The sequence below is a fragment of the Mesorhizobium subarcticum genome (assembly GCF_055456085.1).
This window is the reverse complement of record NZ_CM144237.1, coordinates 6,310,750-6,332,361: the sequence shown is the minus strand read 5'-3', so window position 1 is coordinate 6,332,361 and position 21,612 is coordinate 6,310,750. Positions and strand designations below refer to the sequence as shown.

The 21,612-nt window shown below is 63.7% G+C and carries 18 protein-coding genes and 2 pseudogenes; 9 read left to right on the top strand and 11 right to left on the bottom strand.

Annotated features, from left to right (window positions below):
* Positions 1 to 6: 6 nt before the first annotated feature.
* The 4 genes from ACZYHG_RS30985 to ACZYHG_RS30970 all read right to left on the bottom strand — a co-directional run bounded on the left by ACZYHG_RS30985 (position 7) and on the right by ACZYHG_RS30970 (position 4,698).
* Entirely contained in the window at positions 7 to 993 is a 987-nt protein-coding gene (locus ACZYHG_RS30985; protein WP_464611829.1) for an ABC transporter permease, read from the bottom strand.
* Positions 981 to 2,021 carry an ABC transporter permease gene (locus tag ACZYHG_RS30980; RefSeq protein WP_464611828.1) on the bottom strand — a complete coding sequence of 347 codons (1,041 nt, stop codon included), beginning with the start codon at positions 2,019 to 2,021 and terminating at the stop codon, positions 981 to 983. The genes ACZYHG_RS30985 and ACZYHG_RS30980 overlap by 13 nt, the downstream gene beginning before the upstream one ends.
* Positions 2,021 to 3,586: an ABC transporter ATP-binding protein gene (locus tag ACZYHG_RS30975; RefSeq protein WP_464611827.1), complete on the bottom strand. Its 1,566-nt coding sequence runs from the start codon at positions 3,584 to 3,586 to the stop codon at positions 2,021 to 2,023. Before ACZYHG_RS30975 ends, ACZYHG_RS30980 begins: the two co-directional genes overlap by 1 nt.
* 107 nt (positions 3,587 to 3,693) lie before the next feature.
* Entirely contained in the window at positions 3,694 to 4,698 is a 1,005-nt protein-coding gene (locus tag ACZYHG_RS30970) for a BMP family lipoprotein (protein ID WP_464611826.1), read from the bottom strand.
* A gap of 255 nt (positions 4,699 to 4,953) precedes the next feature.
* Here ACZYHG_RS30970 and ACZYHG_RS30965 point away from each other — a divergent pair, with 255 nt between their 5' ends.
* Together ACZYHG_RS30965 and ACZYHG_RS30960 are read left to right on the top strand one after the other, a co-directional pair.
* Entirely contained in the window at positions 4,954 to 5,538 is a 585-nt protein-coding gene (locus ACZYHG_RS30965) for an amino acid synthesis family protein (protein WP_464611825.1), read from the top strand.
* The gene (locus ACZYHG_RS30960) at positions 5,535 to 6,119 is read left to right on the top strand and encodes an amino acid synthesis family protein (protein WP_464611824.1); all 585 of its coding nucleotides are present in this window, start codon (positions 5,535 to 5,537) and stop codon (positions 6,117 to 6,119) included. The genes ACZYHG_RS30965 and ACZYHG_RS30960 overlap by 4 nt, the downstream gene beginning before the upstream one ends.
* Before the next feature lie 3 nt (positions 6,120 to 6,122).
* On the opposite strand, the gene ACZYHG_RS30955 is transcribed toward ACZYHG_RS30960, so the two are convergent.
* From ACZYHG_RS30955 to ACZYHG_RS30945, 3 genes are read right to left on the bottom strand one after another with little or no spacing between them, the layout of a single operon-like run.
* Positions 6,123 to 7,316 carry an amidohydrolase family protein gene (locus ACZYHG_RS30955; protein ID WP_464611823.1) on the bottom strand — a complete coding sequence of 398 codons (1,194 nt, stop codon included), beginning with the start codon at positions 7,314 to 7,316 and terminating at the stop codon, positions 6,123 to 6,125.
* Positions 7,317 to 7,359: 43 nt separating this feature from the next.
* Positions 7,360 to 7,902: a MarR family winged helix-turn-helix transcriptional regulator gene (locus ACZYHG_RS30950; protein WP_464611822.1), complete on the bottom strand. Its 543-nt coding sequence runs from the start codon at positions 7,900 to 7,902 to the stop codon at positions 7,360 to 7,362.
* A gap of 46 nt (positions 7,903 to 7,948) precedes the next feature.
* Complete coding sequence (locus ACZYHG_RS30945; protein ID WP_464614830.1) at positions 7,949 to 8,593, bottom strand: cysteine hydrolase family protein; 645 nt, start codon at positions 8,591 to 8,593, stop codon at positions 7,949 to 7,951.
* A 235-nt stretch (positions 8,594 to 8,828) separates the two neighbouring features.
* On the opposite strand from ACZYHG_RS30945, the gene ACZYHG_RS30940 reads away from it, so the two are divergent.
* Together ACZYHG_RS30940 and ACZYHG_RS30935 are read left to right on the top strand one after the other, a co-directional pair.
* On the top strand, positions 8,829 to 9,683 hold the full coding sequence (locus tag ACZYHG_RS30940; RefSeq protein WP_464611821.1) for an NAD-dependent epimerase/dehydratase family protein: 855 nt from the start codon (positions 8,829 to 8,831) through the stop codon (positions 9,681 to 9,683).
* Positions 9,680 to 10,486 carry an SDR family NAD(P)-dependent oxidoreductase gene (locus ACZYHG_RS30935; RefSeq protein ID WP_464611820.1) on the top strand — a complete coding sequence of 269 codons (807 nt, stop codon included), beginning with the start codon at positions 9,680 to 9,682 and terminating at the stop codon, positions 10,484 to 10,486. The genes ACZYHG_RS30940 and ACZYHG_RS30935 overlap by 4 nt, the downstream gene beginning before the upstream one ends.
* Before the next feature lie 44 nt (positions 10,487 to 10,530).
* Here ACZYHG_RS30935 and ACZYHG_RS30930 read toward each other — a convergent pair whose 3' ends face one another.
* Positions 10,531 to 11,814, bottom strand: coding sequence for an NAD(P)/FAD-dependent oxidoreductase (locus ACZYHG_RS30930; RefSeq protein ID WP_464614829.1), 1,284 nt, complete (start codon positions 11,812 to 11,814; stop codon positions 10,531 to 10,533).
* Between the two features lie 298 nt (positions 11,815 to 12,112).
* On the opposite strand from ACZYHG_RS30930, the gene ACZYHG_RS30925 reads away from it, so the two are divergent.
* From ACZYHG_RS30925 to ACZYHG_RS30905, 5 genes and pseudogenes are all read left to right on the top strand, one after another.
* Entirely contained in the window at positions 12,113 to 12,886 is a 774-nt protein-coding gene (locus tag ACZYHG_RS30925; protein WP_464611819.1) for an SDR family NAD(P)-dependent oxidoreductase, read from the top strand.
* Between the two features lie 82 nt (positions 12,887 to 12,968).
* The gene (hisD, locus tag ACZYHG_RS30920) at positions 12,969 to 14,291 is read left to right on the top strand and encodes a histidinol dehydrogenase (RefSeq protein ID WP_464611818.1); all 1,323 of its coding nucleotides are present in this window, start codon (positions 12,969 to 12,971) and stop codon (positions 14,289 to 14,291) included.
* 15 nt (positions 14,292 to 14,306) lie between these two features.
* On the top strand, positions 14,307 to 15,332 hold the full coding sequence (locus ACZYHG_RS30915; RefSeq protein WP_464611817.1) for a zinc-dependent alcohol dehydrogenase: 1,026 nt from the start codon (positions 14,307 to 14,309) through the stop codon (positions 15,330 to 15,332).
* Between the two features lie 31 nt (positions 15,333 to 15,363).
* Positions 15,364 to 16,095, top strand: a complete 732-nt coding sequence (gene hutC, locus ACZYHG_RS30910) for a histidine utilization repressor (protein WP_464611816.1) — start codon at positions 15,364 to 15,366, stop codon at positions 16,093 to 16,095.
* 260 nt (positions 16,096 to 16,355) lie between these two features.
* A pseudogene (locus ACZYHG_RS30905) lies at positions 16,356 to 16,793 on the top strand (ABC transporter substrate-binding protein); the annotation flags it as partial.
* A gap of 123 nt (positions 16,794 to 16,916) precedes the next feature.
* Here ACZYHG_RS30905 and ACZYHG_RS30900 read toward each other — a convergent pair.
* The 3 genes and pseudogenes from ACZYHG_RS30900 to ACZYHG_RS30890 form a co-directional block, all read right to left on the bottom strand.
* Positions 16,917 to 17,426 (bottom strand): annotated as a pseudogene (locus ACZYHG_RS30900) (ABC transporter ATP-binding protein); the annotation flags it as partial.
* 245 nt (positions 17,427 to 17,671) lie between these two features.
* Positions 17,672 to 19,564, bottom strand: coding sequence for an ABC transporter ATP-binding protein (locus ACZYHG_RS30895; protein WP_464611815.1), 1,893 nt, complete (start codon positions 19,562 to 19,564; stop codon positions 17,672 to 17,674).
* Positions 19,564 to 21,420: an ABC transporter ATP-binding protein gene (locus ACZYHG_RS30890; protein WP_464611814.1), complete on the bottom strand. Its 1,857-nt coding sequence runs from the start codon at positions 21,418 to 21,420 to the stop codon at positions 19,564 to 19,566. Before ACZYHG_RS30890 ends, ACZYHG_RS30895 begins: the two co-directional genes overlap by 1 nt.
* Between the last annotated feature and the right edge of the window lie 192 nt (positions 21,421 to 21,612).

Here is a 21,612-nt window from a genome sequence, read left to right as displayed (position 1 = left end):
GTTCCTTCATTGCGGATTTTTGTCGGCCGTGGCGCTGTTCCTGTCCACCGACAGGAGTTTTTGCATCGACGCCAGCGTCTCCTTGACGATTTTTGGCCGCGCCCGGTAGGACAGCGCGAACAACGCCGTCAATGCGACCACGTAAGGCACAGTGAGCACCAGATAGGACGGGAAACCGAATGTCTGCAGGCGCAGCGAGAAGGCATCGGCGAAGCCGAACAGCAGGCAGCCGGCCAGCACCTTCAGCGGGTCGCCATTGGAGAAGATCAGGATCGCCACTGCCATGAAGCCACGGCCCGAGGACATGTTCTCCGTGAACATCGTGATGTAGCCGAGCGACAGATGCGCGCCGGCGAGGCCGGCCAGCAATCCGCACAGCAGCGAAGCGATGTAGCGGACGCGGGTGATCGAGATGCCGAGCGCTTCGGCGGCTTCGGGTTTCTCGCCGACGACGCGGATATAGAGCCCGAGCCGGGTGCGGTTGTAGAACAGCACCAGCAGCGGCACCGCGATGAAGGAGACATAGACGATCGGCGTGAAACCGGAGATCAGCGGCGCCCATGAGCCGAGCAACGCCTGGGCACCGGGTATCTGCACCTTGGGCAGGCCGACAATGCCGTGACCGACGATCGATCCGCGGGTGCCGAAAATCGCCTTCATCAGCGAGATCGTCATGCCGCCGGCAAGGATGTTGAGCGCCAGCCCGACGACCACCTCATTGGCCCGGAACGTCACCACCAGCACGGCAAAGGCAAGGGCTAAGACAAGTGCCGCGGCGACGCCGCAGGCGACCCCTGCGAATGCCGAACCTGTCCAGATCGAGCCGATGACGGCGAAGAAAGCGCCGACAAGCATCTGGCCTTCGAGGCCGATGTTGAAGATGCCGGCCTTGGTGGTGAATGACCCGCCAAGCGCGACCAGGAGAATTGGCGCGGTGGTGCGAAGCGTCGCGGCGATCAGCGCGACGTTGATGAGCTTATCTAGAATTTCCATCGCCGCTCCCCCGCCTGGCTGTCGCCACGGCGTTTGATCAGGACCTGCGCCGAGACGCTGAGGATGATCAGCGCCTGGATCACGGTGATGATTTCACGCGACGCGCTGGTATCGACCTCGAGCAGCAGCGACCCGCTGCGCAGCGCGCCAAAGAACAGTGCCGTGACGATGGTGGCAACCGGCGAGCCATTGGCGAGCAGGGCGGCGATCAGCCCGTCGAAGCCGAAGCCGGGAGCAAAGCCCTCCATGAACCGGTGATGCACACCAAGCGTCTCGACACCACCGGCCAGTCCGCCGACGGCGCCCGAAAGCAGCAGCACGATGAAGCCCTGCCGCTTCACATTGACACCGCCATACTCGGCGAATTTCGGCGCCGACCCGACCATGGTCACGCCGTAGCCCCAACTGGTGTAGCGGAAGACCAGCGCCACGCCCACCGCCAGCAGCAGGCCGATGAACAGCCCCCAATTCAGCCGCGAGAAGGAAAAGATCTCCGGCAGATAGGCTGTCGCCAGGATCGGCGGCGTCTCCGACCAGCCGCCGGGCCGCTTGAACAGGAAGATGGTGAAATAGGAGGTAAGCAGCACGGCGATGTAGTTCGACAGGATCGTCGAGACAACTTCGTTGGTGTTGTAGCGGGCGCGGAAAAAAGCGGGGATGGCGACCCAGGCCGCGCCTGCAACGACCGCCAGCGCCAGCGCCGCCAGCGTGTGGATGCCCGCGGGCAGGGAAAAGGTGAAGCCGACCCAGGCGGCGGCAAATCCGCCCAGGAACAGCTGGCCCTCGATGCCGACATTGAACATGCCGCCGCGCAGGCCGATGCAGGCGGCGACGCCGCAGATCAGGATCGGCGTCGTCTGCAGCAAGGTGCCGGCAATCTTCTCCTGGTCACCAAAGGCACCGCGCAGCAGCGTCATCAAGACACGGAGCGGGCTTTCGCCGACCAGCAGGATGATGATCGCACCCAGCAGCAAGGCTACGCCCACCGCGATGATCTGGCCGGAAAAGGCGCGTAAACGGTCACTCATCATGCGGGCTCCAGCTGCGGCGATACGCCCGCCATCATCATGCCGATCCTGTCTTCGTCAGCGTCGTCGCCGGCGACTTCGCCCATGATCCGCCCGTTGAACATCACTAGGATGCGGTCGGCGAGCGCCGCCAGTTCGTCAAGCTGCACGGAAATCAGCAGGATCGCGCGGCCGGCGGCGCGCTGGCGCATGATCTCGTCATGGATGGCCTCCTGGGCGCCGATGTCGACGCCGCGCGTCGGTTGGTCGATCAGCAGGAAGTCGGCGCCGTTGGTGAATTCGCGCGCCAGCACGACCTTCTGGATGTTGCCGCCGGAAAGCCGCTTGACGGTATCGTTGGCCCCGCGCGCACGGATGTCGAAACGCTTGATCAGTGCGCCGGCATTCTGGCCGATCGCCTTCCAGTCGAGCACGCCATTGCGGCTCCACGGCGCACGATGCTGGCGGCCCATCAGTGTGTTTGCCGCGATCGACGCGTTGCCATCGACCCCGTGCACCATGCGATCGCCAGGGACATGGGCAAGGCCGGCCTCGCGGATCGCGGCGGGGGAGAGTGCGGCGAGATTCTTGCCTTTCAGCCAGGCCTCGCCATGGCTTGCCGGCCGCAGACCGGAAAGCACTTCTGCTAGTTCCGTCTGCCCGTTGCCGGCGACGCCGGCAATCCCCACGACCTCACCGGCACGGACAATGAAGCTGGCGTTGCGAAGCGCCGGCAAGCGGCGGTCGTCGCGCGCCCACAAATCCTTGACCTCAAGGATCACATCGCCTTGCAACTCGGCGCGCGGACGGCGCTCGAAACTGACGTCGCGGCCGACCATCATGCGAACCAGTTCGTCTTTGCTGAGTTCCGATGTCGGGCGGGTCGCGACCTTCTTGCCGTTGCGCAGCACCGTGACCGTATCGGACACCTCCATCACCTCTTCCAGATGGTGCGAGATGAAGATCACGGTCATGCCTTCGGCGACGAAGCTGCGCAGCGTCTGGAACAGTTCGCGGCTCTCCTGCGGCGTCAGCACCGCCGTCGGCTCGTCGAGGATGATGGTGCGGGCGCCGCGCACCAGAACTTTCAGGATTTCGATGCGCTGCTCGATGCCGACCGAGAGCAGGCCGACGCGCTCGGTCGGATCGACATGCAGCCCGAAACGCTTCGACAATTCGCTAGTGCGCGCGATCTGCGCGGCATGGTCGATCAGCCCGTGGCGGCGGATTTCCATGCCGAGAAAGACGTTGTCGGCGACGGAGAGCGAAGGCACCAGCTTGAAATGCTGGTGCACCATGCCGAGCCCAGCCTTGATGGCTTCGGCCGGGTCTGCCACCACCGTCGCCTCGCCATTCAGCCGGATCGAGCCTTCGTCGGGCTGCAGCAGGCCGAACAGGATGTTCATCAGTGTCGTCTTGCCGGCGCCGTTCTCGCCGATAATGGCGTGAATCTCGCCCCGGCGAACAGCAAGGTCGATGCCGTCATTGGCAACAAAGGCGCCAAAACGCTTGGTGATAGCCGTCAACTCGACGGCCATCGCGGCAGGACTGTGGATGGTCGATGATCCCGGCGCGTTCGACACCATGGCTCTCGCAGATTGAGGGCTCTCTCGCAGATTGGTCACTGATCCGTCGCGGCATGCCGCAACGGATCAGTGTAGCGCTTTCTTGGGAGGGATGCGCTGTTGCTGGCTTACTTCGCCTTGGCGATGACGATCTTGCCGTCGAGGATGCCCTTCTTGATCTCGTCCAGCTTGGTCGTCACGTCGGCCGGGATCTTCGGTGCGATGTCGTCGCAGACCTTGAACTCGACGCCGCCAGAGGCGAGGTCGAAGGTGCGGGTGCCGGCGGTGACCTTTTTGCCGCCGACCTCGTCCTTGATCAGTGTGTAGACGGCGATGTCACCGCGCTTCAGCATGCTGCCGAGCACATTTCCGGGCGCGGTGGCGCACATGTCGATATCGACACCAATCGAATATTTGTCGGCCGCGGCACTGGCCTGCATGACGCCCTCACCGGTCGGGCCGGCAACGTTGTAGACGATATCGGAACCCTGGCCGTAAAGCGCCTGGGCAAGCTCGCTGCCCTTGGCCGGATCGTCGAAGGTGCCGGCGAAGACGGAGTTCACCTTGACATCGGGCGCGGCGTATTTGGCGCCTTGCTCGTAGCCGCCGAGGAAGTTGCGGATCACCGGGATGTCACGGCCGCCGACGAAGCCGATTGCCTTGCCGTCGCCGATCTTGGGAAACTCGCTGCCCTTGGCCTCGATCATGCTGGCCAGCGCGCCGGCGACGAAGGAGCCCTGTTCCTCGGCGAAGTTGGCGTAGATCATGTTGGGATTGTCGAGCACGCCATCGATGAAGACGAAGCGCTGGTCGGGATACTCCTTGCTGACCTTCTGCAGGGAATCCACCAGCTCCCAGCCCATCACGAAGATGAGGTCGTACTGTTTGCCCTTGGCGAGGTTTTCGAACTGCTCCTGATAGTCCAGGGCGCGATTGCCGGTGTCGACCAGCTTGAGGTCGATGCCGAAATCGGTCTTGGCCTTGTTGAGGCCGTTGACGATCGAAACGCCAAAGCCCTGTGCGAAATATCCCGAGATGGCGGCCACGGAAACCTTGGTCTGTGCGGCAGCCGATCCCAACGAAATGGCAAGCATCGTGCCGGCCAGACATAAACTCTTGAGCGCCCTTGTCATATCATTCCCCTTCAGCTTTTTTCAGCTTTTGAAGCCACGCCTTGACCATCCCCACATGTCACCGGAATGCCGGCAAGTTCGTTGATGGTCATATGAGTTTAGGAGCGGCTAAACAGGCTGTCAATCGTCATCCGATGCAGTTTTCTCAGGTCTATGATCCGCGTCCTCCACCGCGACGCTTGACAAATATCGACGATCCATAATTGTTGATACTCTAACGAGTTTTCATGAGTGACGGGACGAAGGATACGCGCAATGCCAGCAGTGGTGGTCAGGAAATTTCTGGTCCAGGTCGAGGAGATCTTCCATGAGGGTGGGCCTCCCGCGGTACGCCCGCCCAAGCGCGGCGCGATCGTCGCCGTCATCGCCAACCCTTTTGCCGGGCGTTACGTCGAAGAGATCACCGGCTTCATGGAGGATCTGAAGCCGCTCGGCCTCGAAATGGCGCGGCGCCTGATCGATGCCTTGGGCGATGGCGTCGCCGCTGTCGAAGGCTATGGCAAGGGTGCCATCGTCGGCGCCGCCGGCGAGCTTGAACACGGCGCACTGTGGCACAATCCGGGTGGCTACGCGATGCGCGAACTTCTCGGTGACGCCAAGGCAATCGTTCCCTCGACCAAGAAGGTCGGCGGCCCCGGAACGCGCATCGACATTCCGATCACCCACATCAACGCCTCCTATGTGCGCAGCCATTTCGACGCGATCGAGATCGGCGTCGGCGACGCACCGCGCAGCGACGAGATGGCGGTCATCCTGGCGATGACGACCGGCGCGCGCGTTCATGCGCGGGTCGGCGGCCTGGCGGCGGTCGACATCAAGGGCGAGGACGGATTGCGATGAGCACGGAAATCCGGCGCATCATCACCATCGTCGAGGAAACCCGCATCGAGGGTGGCCGCCCCGTCGACCCGCCGACGCGGCGTGCCGCAGCCATCGCGGTGATCCGCAACCCTTATGCCGGTGCCTTTGCCGAGGATCTATCGGCGTTGAGCGCCATCGGCGAGGTGCTCGGCGATATCTTGCCCAGGCGGGCCGTCGCTGCGCTAGGCATTGCCGGTGATCAGGTCGAAAGCTTCGGCAAAGCAGCCGCCGTGGGTGCCGACGGCGAGCTTGAACATGCCGCAGCCATCCTGCATCCAAAGCTAGGCGCCCCGTTCCGCGATGTGCTGGGCAAGGGTGCCGCGCTCATTCCCTCATCGAAGAAGCGCGGCGGCCTCGGCGTGCCGCTCGACATACCGCTCGGCCACAAGGACGCGGCGCGGGTGCGCAGCCATTTCGACGGTATGGAGGTCCGTGTTCCCGATGCACCGCGTGCCGACGAGATCATCGTTGCCATCGCCGTCACCGATTCCGGCCGGCCGCACCCGCGCGTCGGCGGGTTAACCAAGGACAGGATCGTCGGGGTTGACGGTGTAAGCTGACCGTCAAGCCGCCAGAACTTCGGGCACCCGCATCGCCGGTGGGGTATTGCGGCTGCGGCCGGTCCGCACCTCGCCGTCGATGACGACCATGCCGATGCCCGGCAAATTGCCGAGCGCGACGCTGTCGAGCAGCCCGTCGCCGGCGCCGCCGATCGCCTGATCGATGAAGATCAGGTCGGCGGCGCGGCCGACCTCGATGATGCCGCGGTCAGCCAGTCCGCGCACGCGCGCCGTGTTGCCGCTGGCAAGACAGAACGCCACTTCCGGCGCGATGCCGCCCAGCGAAGCCAGCATGGTCAGCGTCCTCAAAATGCCGAGTGGCTGCACGCCGGATCCGGCCGGGCTGTCGGTGCCCAGGATGACACGCGAAAGTTCGCCGCGCTGCCTCGCCAGGTCGAGCACGAACAGTCCGGTGCGCAGATTGCCGTTATGGACGATTTCCAGCGCGCGCGAGCCGTTTTCGCAGATCTGCCGGATCTCGGCTTCGGGGAGCGCCGTCGGCCCGCCATTGACGTGGGCAACGATATCGGCGTCGACCTCCAGCACGACATCCGCACCGATGCGGCCGGAGCCGGGCAGGGACGGGCCACCCGTATGCGTCATCGAGGTCATGCCGTATTTGCGCGCCCAGGCGATCATCTGCCGGCCGGTTGGGCCATCCTTGACGCCGCCAAGTCCGACCTCGCCGACAAGCGTCACGCCGGTCTCGGCGAGGTATCGGAAGTCATCCTCGGTGAGGCCCGGCTCTAGGATGGGGGCTCCGGCCAGGATCTTCATGCCATTGGGCCGGAAGTTGGAGAATGTCCGCTGCGCCGCGATCGCCAGCGCCTTCAATCCGACCAGGTCGCGCGGGCGGCCCGGCGTGTGGACCTCACCCGCCGAGATGATCGTGGTGACGCCGCCATGCACGGTCGAATCCATCCAGCCGATCTGGTTCTGCCGTGGCGTCCAGTCGCCGGCCACCGGATGGGCATGGTTGTCGATAAGCCCTGGTGCGACCGCGCAGCCCATCGCATCGATGATTGTTGCTGCGTTGCCGCTGTCGACGTCACTAGCCTTGCCAATGCCTGATATGCGCCCGTCGGTCACGACAATGGTGTCGGCATCGATGATCGGTTGGCCGAGGTCACCGCTGAGCATGAGGCCGATATTGCGGACGACGAGCGTGCTGGCAGACGACTTGGGGTCGGGCGACATTGGGTCTCATTTCTACTGGTATGGAAAAGGGCCTGGACGCGGCTTACTTGCCGCCGTTGCCATTCGATGGGTCGTCGTCATTGATGCGCTTCAGCAGGCGCAGCAACGTCGCCTGTTCGCTGGGTGACAGCGGCGACAGGAAGCGCCGTCCGACCTCGACGCTGCGTTCGAGCCGCTCGAGCGTGTACTCGGTCCCTTTTTCGGTCAGCGCGATCATCGACAGGCGCTGGTCGGTGTCGGAAGCGCTGCGCGTGATCAGACCGTGCTTGAGCAGCTTGCGCATGACGATGCTGATTGTGGACGGGTCCATCGCCGTCAGCCGGCCGAGATGGTTCTGCGAGACTTCGCCGTGTTTGAGGATCGTGGCAAGGGCCGCGAACTGGGTCGGCGACAGATCTTCGCCAGCCATGACCTGCTGGAAACGCAGCGTCGCGCGCTGATGCGCCTTGCGGATGATGTGCGCAGGATGCTCGTCCAACGCGTATCCGGTCCCGGCGTATCGCTCCAGCACCTGCTCGCGGCTCAGTGGTTCTGCATTGCCGCGCTTCGGTGCCGGGCTTTTCGTGGATTTGTTTTCGGTCGTCAAACCGGACTCCTGTTGCCTGTATCGGATGCCGCCGGCTCTGGATAGCTCAAGCCGCGACCTCGGTCGGTTGCAGTGACGCTCCATCGCGAAGAGCAGCAACCACATCAGCCGAATTACTGACCACGCCGAAATGCGTCGCTATGTCGTAGAGCGAGCTTTCCTGCTCGCGCGGTCCGGTCGCCGCGCAGCAATCGCTCGGCACCACCACCTCATAGCCCTGGAAAAAAGCGTCGTGGACTGTGGAGCGCACGCAAATGTTGGTGACCACGCCGAAGATGACCAACTGGTCGACTTGCATGTCCTTGAGCGTCAGGTCGAGGTCGGTCTGAAAGAAGGCCGAGTAGCGACGCTTGATGACATGGATCTCATCATCTCGAGCCCCGAGGTCCTCGATGATTTCAGGTCCCCAGCTGCCTTCCAGGCAATGCGGCGTGCGCTTGACCCATTCGCGCTCGCGGCGCATGCCCGGCCGGTGCGCATCGTGAACCCAGATCACCGGGACACCGCGCGCGCGCGCCGCCTCGATGACGGCCAGTTGCGGGCCGACCAGCGTCTCGTATCCAGGCAGGACCATGGCCCCGCCGGGCTTGCAGAATTCATTGACCATATCGATGACGACAATTGCCGCGCGCTGCGGATCGAGGCGCACCGCGTCGTCGTGCCGATGTGAGGAAAAGACGTCCACGGCCATGGCGATCTCCTTTGGTCGATCGTTGATGCTCATACAAAAAACCCTGGCGGATGCCAAGTCAATCCCGTTCGACGCAAAGCTGTAGCCGTCGGCCTTGCGCACGCCGCTGCGACAAGCGTATGCGCTATTTGTCCAGCGCGATATGGTCTTGACAAGAGGCCGCAACCATGTGCTCGATTTGTATGATCATCAATGATATTCGGGCCGCTGAGTTTGCCGAGCCGAGGGCCGTGATATGAGGACGATCGTCACCGGAGCCAGCGGCTTGCTTGGCCGCCATGTCGCCGAGGCTTTGCTTGCCGCCGGCCACGATGTGCTGGGCATCGATACGGTGACGCCGGTCGGCGGCGCATGGCGGCACGCCACCGCCGATCTGACCGATCTGGGGTCAACCCTGCAGCTGGTGCGCGATTGCGATGCCGTCGTGCATGTCGCGGCCATTCCGCGGCCAACCGGGCGGGCCGGCGGCGAGGTGTTCAGCACCAATATCGCGACCGCCTACAATGTCGTCGAGGCCGCCGCCATGGCTGGCGCCAGGCGCTTCGTCTATGCCTCGTCCTTCAGCGTCTTCGGCTATCCCTTCTTCGAGAAGGCGGTCATTCCGCCCTATCTGCCGGTCGACATGAACCATCCGGTCGGCGCGCAGGATCCGTACGGCCTGTCGAAATGGCTGGGCGAGGAAATCGTCGACGCGGCGGTGCGCCGCGGCGCCTTTTCGGCCGTCAGCATCCGCATGCCATGGATCCAGACACCAGGCTCGTTCTTCGAGGGCGTGGATCCGCGCCGCGCCACCGCCGACAGTGCCCGCGACCTGTGGGCCTATCTCGACGCGCGCGACGCCGGGCAAGGCTTTCTGCGGGCGCTCGAATGGCAAGGCCAAGGCCATCTGCGCGTCCTGCTCAGCGCCGCCGACACCTTTATGGAAGAGGAGACCGAAGCGCTGGTGAGCCGGGTCTATCCAGGCGTCGCCCTGTCGCGGCCGATCGCCGGTTTCGGTTCCGTCCTCGACACGGCCCATGCGCGCGAAACGCTGGGCTTCGAGCCGGCCCATTCATGGCGTTCCTATCCAACGCCGGAGACTAGGGGATGAAGCGGTTCGACCGGAAGATAGTTCTTGTTACCGGCGGAGCCGGCGCCATCGGCAGTGCCGCGGTCCGGCGTTTCCTGGACGAAGGCGCGCGGGTCGCCATTGTCGACCGCAACGGCGCGGCTGCCCGCGAGCTGGCTCGCTCGCTGGGAAAAGAAACCATCGCCATCGAGGCTGACGTCACCGATGAGAAGAGTGTACGCGGCGCCGTTGAAACCACCGTCGAGACATTCGGCGGGCTGGATGTGGTGTTCAACAATGCCGGCATTTCGGGCGTCGTCGCTCCCGTGCACGATTTGCCGGTGGAGGATTGGGACACCATCATCCGCATCAATTTGCGCGGTATCTTCCTTGTGCTGCAGGCTTCGCTTCGGGCGATGATCAAGGCCGAAACCGGCGGCTCGATCGTCAATATGGGGTCCTCCATGGCCGGCTGGGACGTGCTTGCGGGCGGCGCCGGCTATGTCGCCTCGAAACATGGCGTGGTCGGGCTGACGCGGGTCGCGGCGCTCGATGCTGCACCCTACGGCGTCCGCGTCAATGCCATCTGCCCCGGCGTGATCGAGACGACGCTCGGCGTGCCGGCTTCCGGCGACGGCGATTTCAAGAGCAGCGTCCAGCATTTCGCCGACCGCATCCCGTTGCGCCGCATCGGCCAGCCGGGCGATGTCGCGGCCGCCGTGGCGTTCCTGGCCTCGGACGAGGCAAGACATGTCACCGGCGTCGACTGGTTGATCGACGGCGGCCAGACCTTGCAGAGCTGGGCCAACGCGCCGGCCGGCGGCGCGTTTCCAAAGTTTCGGTAGGAAGGCCACAATCAAGGCCCTTCAGGCCGGGCAAGCTCTGCGCGTCAGAGGCCGAAGCGGTCCTTCAATCGCCCCGAAAGGATCGCCGCCTTCACCCCGAGCGGCCAGAAGCGGTGAAACCGGATCGGCTTGAGCGGCGAAATCGGCATGGGAAACGGCGACGTCTCGTCGCCGCGCAGGCGCTGCGCCAGGGCAGCGCCCATTGCCGAGGCCATGGCGATGCCACGGCCATTGTAGCCAAGGCAGATCAGCACGCCATCTTCCGGCTCGTGAATGTGCAGAAGATGATCCTTGGTGATCGCAACCCGGCCGTTCCAGGCATGTGTCCAGCGTGTTCCCGCAACTGCTGGCCAGAGCCGCAGCGCATAGTCGGTGAGGTAGCGGATGGCGGAGGCATCGCCGATCGGTTTCATCGGCCCGCGGCCGCCCATGAGCAGGCGCCTCTCGGCATCGATGCGGTAGTACACGGTGATGTTGCCGGCCTCGTAGACGACGGGTCTTCCGGGTAGAATTGCGGCCGCGACCGCCGGCGCAAGCGGTTCGGTCGCCGCGATCGCGCTGAACACCGGAACCAGGGATTGTTCCAGGCCCGGCCACAGGGCTCCCGTATAGCCATTGGTTGCGACCAGCACCTTCTCTGCGCTGACGGAGCCGCTCGCGGTTTTGAGGAGCCATCGTCCGGCGTCCCTGCGCAGCAAAAGGACTTCGCTGTCGCCGAATATCCGCGCGCCGGCGCCCTGCGCGGCGGCGGCCAGGCCAAGTGTGTATTTCAAGGGATGCAGGTCGCCGCCGCGAGCGTCGAACATGCCTGAAATGTAGCGGTCGGTTCCGGTGCGCACCGCCATCGCTTGTGCGTCCAGCATTTCGACCGGCATGCCCCGCCGCACGCATTGCGCGGCCGTGGTCCGCGCCGCGGCTTCAGGCTTGGGCCGAATGGCTGCGCGTATGGTGCCGTTCTGCCGCGCCTCGCAGGCGATCGACAGGCGCTTGATGAGACCGAAAGTGAAATCCGGCGCGCCATAGGAGAAATCGATCATCCGTGGCCCAAGCTCGGGGCCGAACATCGCCTCGATCGTGTCGGGATCGTATTTGAGGCCGGGATTGACCTGACCGCCATTCCTGCCCGACGCGCCCCAGCCTGGCTGCCGGGCTTCGAGCACGGCAACCTCGTCGCCGGCTTCCGCCAGATGCAAGGCGGTGGAAAGGCCGGTGAAGCCGCCGCCGACAATCGCGACCCTTGCCCGCTGTGCGCCGGCAAGGGCGGGGTAGCTGCCGGTGGCGCCCGCCGTTTCGCGGTAGAGGCTCCTGGGCGGGCTGCTTTCAAGCATATTGGGCATTGTCGCTGCGACCGAAAGCAATGCAAGTCAGAAAGGCCGGGCTGAAGCCATCGGGCGAAAGGGGATGCGCCACCTGCGGGAAACTCCATGTGGGAACGGCAGACCGTCCAATATCGTGCCGGGTGCGCGCCAGGCAATTCAGCACGGCTTTCGGGAAATCACAACAGTTGCGACAGGCTCATAAAGTGAAGCCCAACCCTCGCACTCAAAGTTATTTGTACATGCTTGTATATGTAAGTCGGTCTGATAGTCTCGGCGCAACGGAACCGAAGCGGCCAAGGAGGATCACATGCGCAACGCTTCTCTGTTCGACCTCTCCGGCAGGAAAGCGCTGGTCACCGGCGCCAGCCGCGGCATTGGGCGCAGCATCGCCGAGGCGCTGAGCGCTGCCGGCGCCGACGTCGCGGTCACCGCGCGCAGCCTGGCCTCCCTCGATGACACGACAGCGGCCATCCGCGCGGCCGGCGGGGTGGCGCACGCCGTTGCGCTCGACGTCACCGATGTCGGCCGCTGCCGTGCGGCCACCGCCGAGGCTGCCGGTCTGCTTGGCGGTCTCGACATCCTCGTCAACAATGCCGGGATGGAAGAGGTCCGGCCTTCGCTCGATGTCGATGAGGCGCTGTGGGATCGGATCGTCGACACCAATCTCAAGGGAGCGTTCTTCTGCGCCCAGGCGGCGGCGCGACAGATGCGCGAGGCCGGCCGGTCCGGCGCCATCATCAATCTTTGCTCGCTGACTTCAGAAGTCGGCATTCCGACCGCTGTGCCTTATGGCTCGTCGAAGTCGGGCCTGCTCGGCATGACGCGGGCGCTGGCGGCCGAGTGGGCCGATCTCGGCATCAGGGTCAACGCCATCGCCCCGGGCTATTTCAGGACGGCGATGACTGACGTGTTCTACAGCAACGAGGCATGGCAGCAGTCGATGCTGGCCAAGATCCCGCAACACCGTTTCGGCGATCTCGGCGACCTGCACGGCGTTGCCGTGTTCCTTGCCTCGGAAGCTGCGGCCTACATAACCGGCCAGTCCATTCCGGTGGACGGCGGTTTCCTGGCATCGATTTGAGGCGGCTGGCCATAGGTTCGAAATCAAAGCCTTCCGCACTGTGACCGACCGGCACGTTGCGCTCCAACAAAGAGGAATACCCATGTCCGACATCAGCTTCCACGATCTGTCTTCCCTCGATGCCAGCGAGCGCGCCAACCTGCTGAAACGCGCCGAGGGTGATCTGTCGGTCTTCGTCGAAAAGGTCCGCCCGATCATCCAGGCCGTCAAGGACGAGGGCGATGCGGCCCTGATCCGTTTCGCCCGGGAACTCGACAAGGCCAATGTTGCCGAGGGCGCGCTGAAGGTGTCGGAAGCCGAGTTCGATGCGGCCTTTGACACGGTCGAAAAGGATGTCGTCGAAAGCATCGGCTTTGGCATTGAGAACATCAGGCGTTTCCATGAGGAGCAGAAGCCAGAGACGATGTGGCTCAAGGAAATCCGGCCTGGCGCCTACGCCGGCGACCGGTACACGCCGATCGCGTCCGTTGCGCTTTACGTGCCGCGCGGCAAGGGCGCCTTTCCGTCGGTGACGATGATGACGTCGGTCCCAGCTGTCATTGCCGGCGTACCGCAGATCGCCATCGTGACGCCACCGACATCGGACGGTTCGGTGGATGCGGCGACGCTGGTTGCCGCTCGCCTTGCCGGCGTGCACACCGTCTACAAATGCGGCGGCGCCCAGGCCGTTGCCGCCGTTGCGTATGGCACCGAGACGGTGAAGCCAGCGCTCAAGATCGTCGGCCCCGGTAGTCCATGGGTGGTGGCGGCCAAGAGCGTCCTGTCCTCGATCATCAACACCGGTCTTCCGGCCGGCCCGTCGGAAGCCATCATCTTCGCCGATGACAGTGTCGATGGCGGCCTTGCCGCGCTCGATCTTTTGATCGAGGCCGAGCACGGGCCGGATTCCTCGGCCTATCTGGTGACGCACAGCCGCAAGGTCGCCGAGGCAGCACTTGCAGCACTTCCTGAGCACTGGTCGCGGATGACCGAACAGCGCGTGGAGTTCTCGCGCGCGGTGCTGACCGGCAAGCGAGGCGGCATCGTGCTGACCGCGTCGCTGGAAGACAGCTACCGCTTCATCAACGACTACGCCCCCGAACATCTGGAGATACTGTCGAAGGAGCCGTTCGCGCATCTCGGGCACATCACCGAGGCGGCCGAAATCCTCATGGGGCCGCACACGCCGGTGACGCTGGCCAACTTCGTGCTTGGGCCTAATGCGGTGCTGCCGACCAGCCGCTGGGCGCGAACCTATGGGCCGCTCTCGGTGACGGATTTCGTCAAGCGCTCGTCGGTCGGCTATGTCACCTCGGCCGCCTATCCGGAACTGGCGAAGCATGCCCGCAGGCTCGCCCGCTACGAGGGCTTCAGTTCGCATGAGAACGCGGTCTCGGAAATTCGCGACCGCTACCTCGCCGGCTGAACGGAGGCGATCGCAATGAAGGCGGCACGACTTTACGGACCCGGCGATCTGCGCTTGGACGACATTGCTGCTCCAGGCATTCCGGACGTCGGCTGGGTGAAGCTCAGGGTCGATGCCGCCGGCATTTGCGGTTCGGATTTGCACAATTTCCGTACCGGCCAATGGATAAGCCGGTCACCATCGACGGCCGGCCATGAACTGACCGGCACGGTGATCGCGCTCGGCGATGGCGTCGACACCGTGGCAGTCGGCGATAGGGTGGTCGCCGATTCCCGGTTCTGGTGCGGGGAGTGCGCGCAATGCGGTGCCGGCAGACGCCATCTCTGCGCGTCGCTGGGTTTCGTCGGCGAAGTCTGCGACGGCGGCTTCGCCGAACAGGCGGTGTTGCCCGCGCGTCTGCTGCATGTCATCGATGCGGCGATTGACGAACGGGTCGCGGCAATGGCGGAACCGCTCGCGGTGGCATTGCACGCGGTGCGGCGTTTGCCGAAGACGGCGGGCTCCGTGCTGGTCGTCGGCTGCGGGCCGATCGGCGGTCTTGCCGCGTTGCTGTTATCTAGAACGTTCGCCGGTACCGTGCTTGTCGCCGACCGCAACCAGGCGCGCTCTGCCCGCGTCGCGCAGGTGACCGGTGCGAAAATTGTCGACCTCGATCGCGATGCCATTGCCGCCGCAACCGGCAATGCCCCGTTGCTGGCGGCTATCGAGGCGACCGGCAGCATCGCTGCATTCACTCAGCTGCTCGGCGTTCTCGATCCCGGCGGCGCGGTGGCGATGGTCGGCATCTTCCATGGCCGTCTCGACATCGACCCCAACCTCCTGGTCGAACGCGAGATCGCGTTGCTGGGATGCCATGCCTTCGCCGACGAACTGCCCGACGCCGTGCGGATGCTGGGTGAACTGAGCGAACCGCTGCTGGCCCTGATCGATCGCGAGATCGGCCTCGACGACATTCCCGCAGCCTATGAGCGGCTGTTGGCGGGGGAGAGCGACGGCTTGAAAACAATCATCCGCATGCGGCAACCTGTTGAGCCGGCGTGAGTTCCGATAATTGCCGGAAAGGACTGTTGGAATGATCGATTTGCCCGATACGGCGAGCCCTCTCTACGAGAAGGTGAAGGACTACATCCTGACCAACATCGGATCGGGCAAGTGGGGCAAGGATCGCAAGCTGCCCTCCGAGAATGAGCTGGTGGTTTCGCTGGGCGTATCGCGGATGACGGTGCACCGGGCCTTGCGTGAACTGACCACGGCGGGTTTCCTGATCCGGCTGCAAGGGGTGGGCACGTTCATCGCGCCGCCCCGGCCGCAATCGACGCTGATCGAGATCAACAACATCGCAGCCGAGATCGTCGAGCGCGGCAACAGGCATCGTTCCGAAGTCCTTGTGCTCGAAACCGTCATGCCGACGAAGGAGCTCGCGCTGTCGTTCGAGTTCCCCAAGCGCGCCTCGATTTATCACTCCGTCGTCGTCAATTTCGAGAACGATTTGCCTGTGCAACTGGAGGAGCGCTTCGTCAATCCGAGCCTGATCCCCGACTACGACAAGCAGGATTTTTCAAAGACGGCGACCTATGACTACCTCATGCAGAAGACCCCGGTGACCGAGGTCGAGCATATCATCTCCGCGATCCCGGCCGACGCCGAGACGGCACGACATCTGAACATTGATGTTGGCAGCTGCTGCCTGTTTCTGCACCGTCGCACATGGACGGGCGCGGTTGTGGCGACGATCAGCAGGCTGACTTATGCCGGCAGCCGTTACTCGCTCGGCAGCCGCTATTCCCCCTCCAGAACCAACTGACGGCAACAGGCGAATGCGTGGCAAATGGCGGGAGGCTGATGGGTCGGATCGACAGGAATTTGTGCCAGCCCAACTTGTATATGCATGTATGTATTTCAGCCTTGACATCGGCTCCCGCTGACGCTGAAATATCCCTGCACTTCACCATGAAGTGGTGGGCAAGACGCCGAGGCACCGTGCCGCAAGAGCGCAAACCCGCAGTCTCACCAGACCGGATGCCTGGGTAAAAAAGCGGTCTGATCATCAAGGGGAACACGATGATGCGTAACCTAGCAGGACAATTTCGCGCGCTCATGATGGCAGCCGCCATCGGGCTCGCCGCCGCGCCAGCGGCCCACGCCGCCGATGCGGCCATTCCCACCACGCCCGAGGCCGGATCGTTCAAGATTGGCATCGAGCCCTGGCTTGGCTACGGCCAGTGGCATGTCGCCGACGCCAAGGGGCTGTTCAAGGCAAACGGCCTGTCGGACGTCCAGATCGTCAACTTCGCCGAAGACAAGGACATCAACGCGGCGTTGGCCAGTGGCCAGCTCGACGCCGCCAACATCGCGACCCACACGGCGATGGGCATGGTGGCGGCCGGCCTGCCGGTGAAGATCGTGCTGCTGCTCGATGTCTCCATGACGGCCGATGCCATCATCGCCGGCAAGGACGTCACCTCCATCAAGGACCTCAAGGGCAAACAGGTCGCCTTCGAGCTGTGTGCCCCATACCGCTCCTATTATGTCCCGTTCGGAATCCTCTGATCTATATGCGCCCATGGCACCCGCGTTCGAGTGCCGTGGCTCCGTCAGGATCAGCAACATCTGAGCGCCCGGATGCTACGCCATTTCGGGACGTCTTGAGGCTTCGCGGATCGCCTTGTGGACGCCGCGCTGCAAGTCCATGAAAGCCGGGGTTTCCATCACCTCTTCCCGGCGCGGGCGCTCGATGTCGACGTTGAAGGTCTGCATGATGCGTCCCGGGCCGATCCCCATGATGACGATGCGATCCGACAGATAGACTGCCTCCTCCACGTCATGCGTGACGAACAGCACGGTCAGCCGGTGCTCTTCCCAGATCTGAGTCAGCAGTTCCTGCATCTGGTGCCGGGTCAAGGCATCGAGCGCGCCAAAGGGCTCGTCCATCAGCAGCATCTTGGGACGATAGGACAGCGCGCGCGCAATGGCGACGCGCTGTTTCATGCCGCCCGACAGTTCGGACGGATAGCGATCGGCACTCTGCGACAGCTTGACGAGATCGAGATGCTCGAGTGCGATCTCGCGGCAGGCCACGCGATCGTAGCCCGCGGCCTTCAGGGCAAACTCGATGTTCTGCCGCGCTGTCAGCCAGCTCTTCGGACTTGGCGACTACGCTGGACATGTCGTGAACCGGTCGGCGTCCGCTATGCCATTGACCGCCATCTCGCTTCTCCCGTGGTCAAGGGGCGAAAGCGTGATCGACTCTTTCAATCGCCAGCGCCCATTCACAGGCTGGCGACACCTGCTTTGTACGCTTCCGACAGTCAGTTAGCGAGTCGTTACGCGTGCCGCTGAATTGTCGGCCGATACGCTGATCTTCGCTGGAACGGCACCGTTCACGTCGCTTTGCCGACCGCCGCGTCCATTCCCATCTCTTCCTGCGAAATGTCGTCGAAAGAGGCGTAGTTCATGTTGTAGAGGCGAGCGTAAAGGCCCTTCCTCTGCATCAGCTGTTCGTGGTTGCCGCTTTCGACGATCTCGCCATTCTGCAAGACGATGATGCGGTCGGCGCCGCGGATGGTGGCCAGCCGGTGGGCGATGACCAGACCGGTACGGCCCTCCAGCAGTTTGATCAGCGCCTTCTGGATCAGCATCTCGGTGTAGGAATCGATGCTGGCGGTGGCTTCGTCGAGCACCAGGATTTTGGCGTCGGCGACCAATGCGCGCGCAAAACTGATCAGCTGGCGCTGACCGAGCGAAAGGTTGCCGCCGCGTTGTTCGAGTTCGGTGTCGTAGCCATCGGGCAATTGCTCAATGAAGTCGTGTGCGCCGACGGCCTGTGCCGCGCGCACCACTTCGTCGCGGCTGGCTGATGTCTTGTGGTAGCGGATGTTCTCCAGCACCGTCCCTGAAAACAGGAACGGTTCCTGCAGCACCATGGCCACCTGGTCGCCGAGCGAGTCCTGCGTCAGGTCGCGCACATCATGACCGCCGACCAGGACCTCACCCGACCAGACATCATAGAAGCGGTGCACCAGCGCCATGGAACTCGACTTGCCCGATCCGGTCGGGCCGACCAAGGCAACGGTCTCGCCCGGATTGACGCGGAAGGAGATGTTCTTCAGCACCGGCTGGTTCGGCCGGTAGCCGAAGGTGACGTCTCTGAATTCGACCGAACCGTCCATGTCGCGCGACAGCGCCACCGCATTGTCCTTGTCGCTGACATCCACCGGCACGTCGAGCACTTCCGAGATGCGCTGGCCCGAAGCCATGGCGCGCTGCATGACGCTGTACTGCATGGTGAGCGAGCGGATCGGATCGAAGAAACGCTGGATGTAGAACAGGAAGGCCACCATGACGCCGATGTCGAGGCTGTGTGACAGCACCATCGAGCCGCCGACGACAATGACTGTCGCCATGGCGATGCCGGTCAGGGTATCGACGATCGGCACCATCACTTGCGCGTATCTGGCCGACCTCAGATGGGCATTGAGATTGGCCAGCACCTTTTCGTCATAGAGGTCGAAATTGACGTGCTGGCGCTCCAGGCTCTGCACCGTGCGCACGCCATGGATGCCTTCGGCCAGCGCGCCGTTGGCGATCGAATTGGTCTCGTGTGCCGCCATGAAGGCGACCTTGGCGCGCGGCAGCCAGAACAGGCGCACGATGAACAGCACCGGCATGGTCGACAGCGTCAGCAGCCCGAGCCGGAAGTCGAGCCACAAAAGCACGGTGACGATGCCGAACAGAAGCACGATGTCGCCAACCGACATGACGGAGGTTTCGAGGAATTCTTGCATCGAGTTGACGTCGCCCTGCAGGCGCGACATCAGCCGGCCGACCTCGGTCTTGTCCATGAAGCTCAGCGAGACACGCTGGAGATGGCTGAACATAGCGCGGCGCAGGTCGGACAGCACATTCTCGGCCACCTTGCCGACGACGCTTTCCTGCACATGGCTGGCGGCGTAATTGATGAGGATGATGACGGCGAAGATGCCGGTAGCCCAGACCATCACCGAATGGTCGAGCTTGCCCGCCGCCATGCCATGGTCGATGGCGTAGCGGATGACCAGCGGAATCGCCAGCTGCGTCAAAGTGAACACCAGCACCGCCGCCACCGAGATGAAGATCCGGCCCTGATAAGGGCTGACGAAGCTCCAGATGCGCCTGACGATGCGCGGATCATAGGCCTTGCCGAAAACCTCTTCCTCGTCGCGGTGCGAGCCGACGACCGCCTTGGTCGGCCGCCCGCTTTTGTCTTCCTTCTCGTCGTCGTCCCGCGTCGACATCATGCGGCTCCCTCGAGCCGGTCGTCGTCCGGCCGCAGCTGCAGGTCATAAAGCGCGCGATAGCGTCCACCAAGCGCCAGCAACTCCTCATGTGTGCCGCGCTCGACGATACGGCCGCCTTCGACGAACAGGATCTGGTCGGCATGCATCAGCGAGCTCAGTCGGTGCGAGATGATGAGGGTGACGCGATCCCGGGCAAAACGCTTCATCGCCGCCCGGATTCGCTGCTCGGTGCCGGCATCGATGGCCGCGGTGGAATCGTCGAAGACCAGAACCGAAGGCCGCAGCATCAGGCTGCGCGCGATGGTCAGCCGCTGCCGCTGGCCGCCGGACAACGACGCGCCGCGCTCGCCGACGACGGTAGTGTAGCCGGCCGGAAGCCCGATAATGTAGTTGTGCAACTGGGCATACTCGGCGGCCTGCCCGATGCGGGTCTCGCGCGCCCAGGGATTGCCATAGGCGATGTTGTTCTCGATCGAGGTGGTGAACAGGAACGCGTCCTGCTGCACGACGCCAACCGCCTTGCGCAGCGATTGCAGCGTGATCTTGCTGATGTCCTGTCCATCGATGGTGATCGCGCCTGACGTGACGTCGTAGAAACGCGGAATCAAATGCGCGATGGTCGACTTTCCGCTGCCAGGCGGCCCAACAATGCCGATCGTCTCGCCGGGCTTCGCCTCGAAGGAAATGCCGGACAGGGTCGGCCGGCCGCCCGCGCCCGCATAGCGGAAACCGACATTGTCGAACCGCAGCACGCCCTCGGTGATGACGAGATCCCGGGCATCGGGCGCGTCCTTGATGTCGAGTTCGGTGTCGAGCAGTTCGAACAGCCGCGTGCCGCAGGTCGAGGCGCGCGCGAACGAGTTGACCATTAGCCCGAGCTGGCGCACCGGCATCTGCAGGATGGTCATGAAGGTGAGGAACTGGGCCAGCGTGCCGACGCTGATCTGGCCCGATATCACCTTCTGGCCGCCGAACCACAGCACCAGCCCCATGGCGGCCAGGAAGGAAAAATTCATGGCACTGGTGTTGGAAACGCGAATGTCGACGCGCTCATTTGCCAGCTCCAGCGCGTCCTGCTTGGCGCGGTCGAATTTCGCCAGTTCATGGCGCTGCGCCGCGAAGGCACGCACGACACGGATGCCGCCGAGATTCTCATCCATCACGCGGCTCAGCACCGACAGCCGCTCCTGCAGTGTCAGCCATGTGCTGCGCAGTGCCAGTTGCGTCACCGAGGAGCGCCAGGCGACGAACGGCACGAAGCTGAGGCTCAACAGCCCAAGCACGAGATCGGTGCTGATCAGGAGATAGGCGCCAACGCCGATCAGCACGCCAAGCAGCACCACTCGCAATATGCCGGTGGAAAAGAACATGCGCACGCCGTCGAGATCGAGCAGCCCGAGCGTGATGAGATCGCCGGTATGGACCTTGTCGTGATAGGCGAAGCTCAGGCGCTGGATCTTTTCGTAGAAAGCCAGGCGCAGTTCATAACCGGTGCGATGGCCGACCGCCTCGCCATAATAGTTCTGCGCCATGGTGAAGAGGCCGCGCAGGATGCTGATGACAAGCAGGGTGAGCGCGGTATTCCACAGCGCCTGCTCCGCCGCGGTGCCGGCGCCCGCGGCCATCACGCCTTGCGCCTGGTCGATGGCGCGTCCCAGCAAGCGTGGGATGAAAAGCTGCAGTGTCGCGGCGATGAAGGTCGAGACGAGGGTAATGGCGACTTGCCAGGGGTGGCGCAACGTCATGCGCACGATACGCAGCAAGGTGCTGAGGCCCTTGCCCCAGGAGGCTTCCGCCACATGGGCAAATGATTTGCCGCGCCTGCCCGCGCTGCTGGTTGCATCCGTTGCCAAGGAAAATATCCAGTCCAATCCGGACATTAGCCCGGACGAATGAAGCAGACTCAGTTCTGATGGTGCGATGTTACGCGTGTCGGACTTGGCCGTTCAAGGGGCCAATGGCGGTATCGCACTGTGCCTGACAGCGATCGTGTCGCAACTTGCCGCCGGTTTGCCGCCGGCGGTCGATCTGACGCCTTTGCAGGT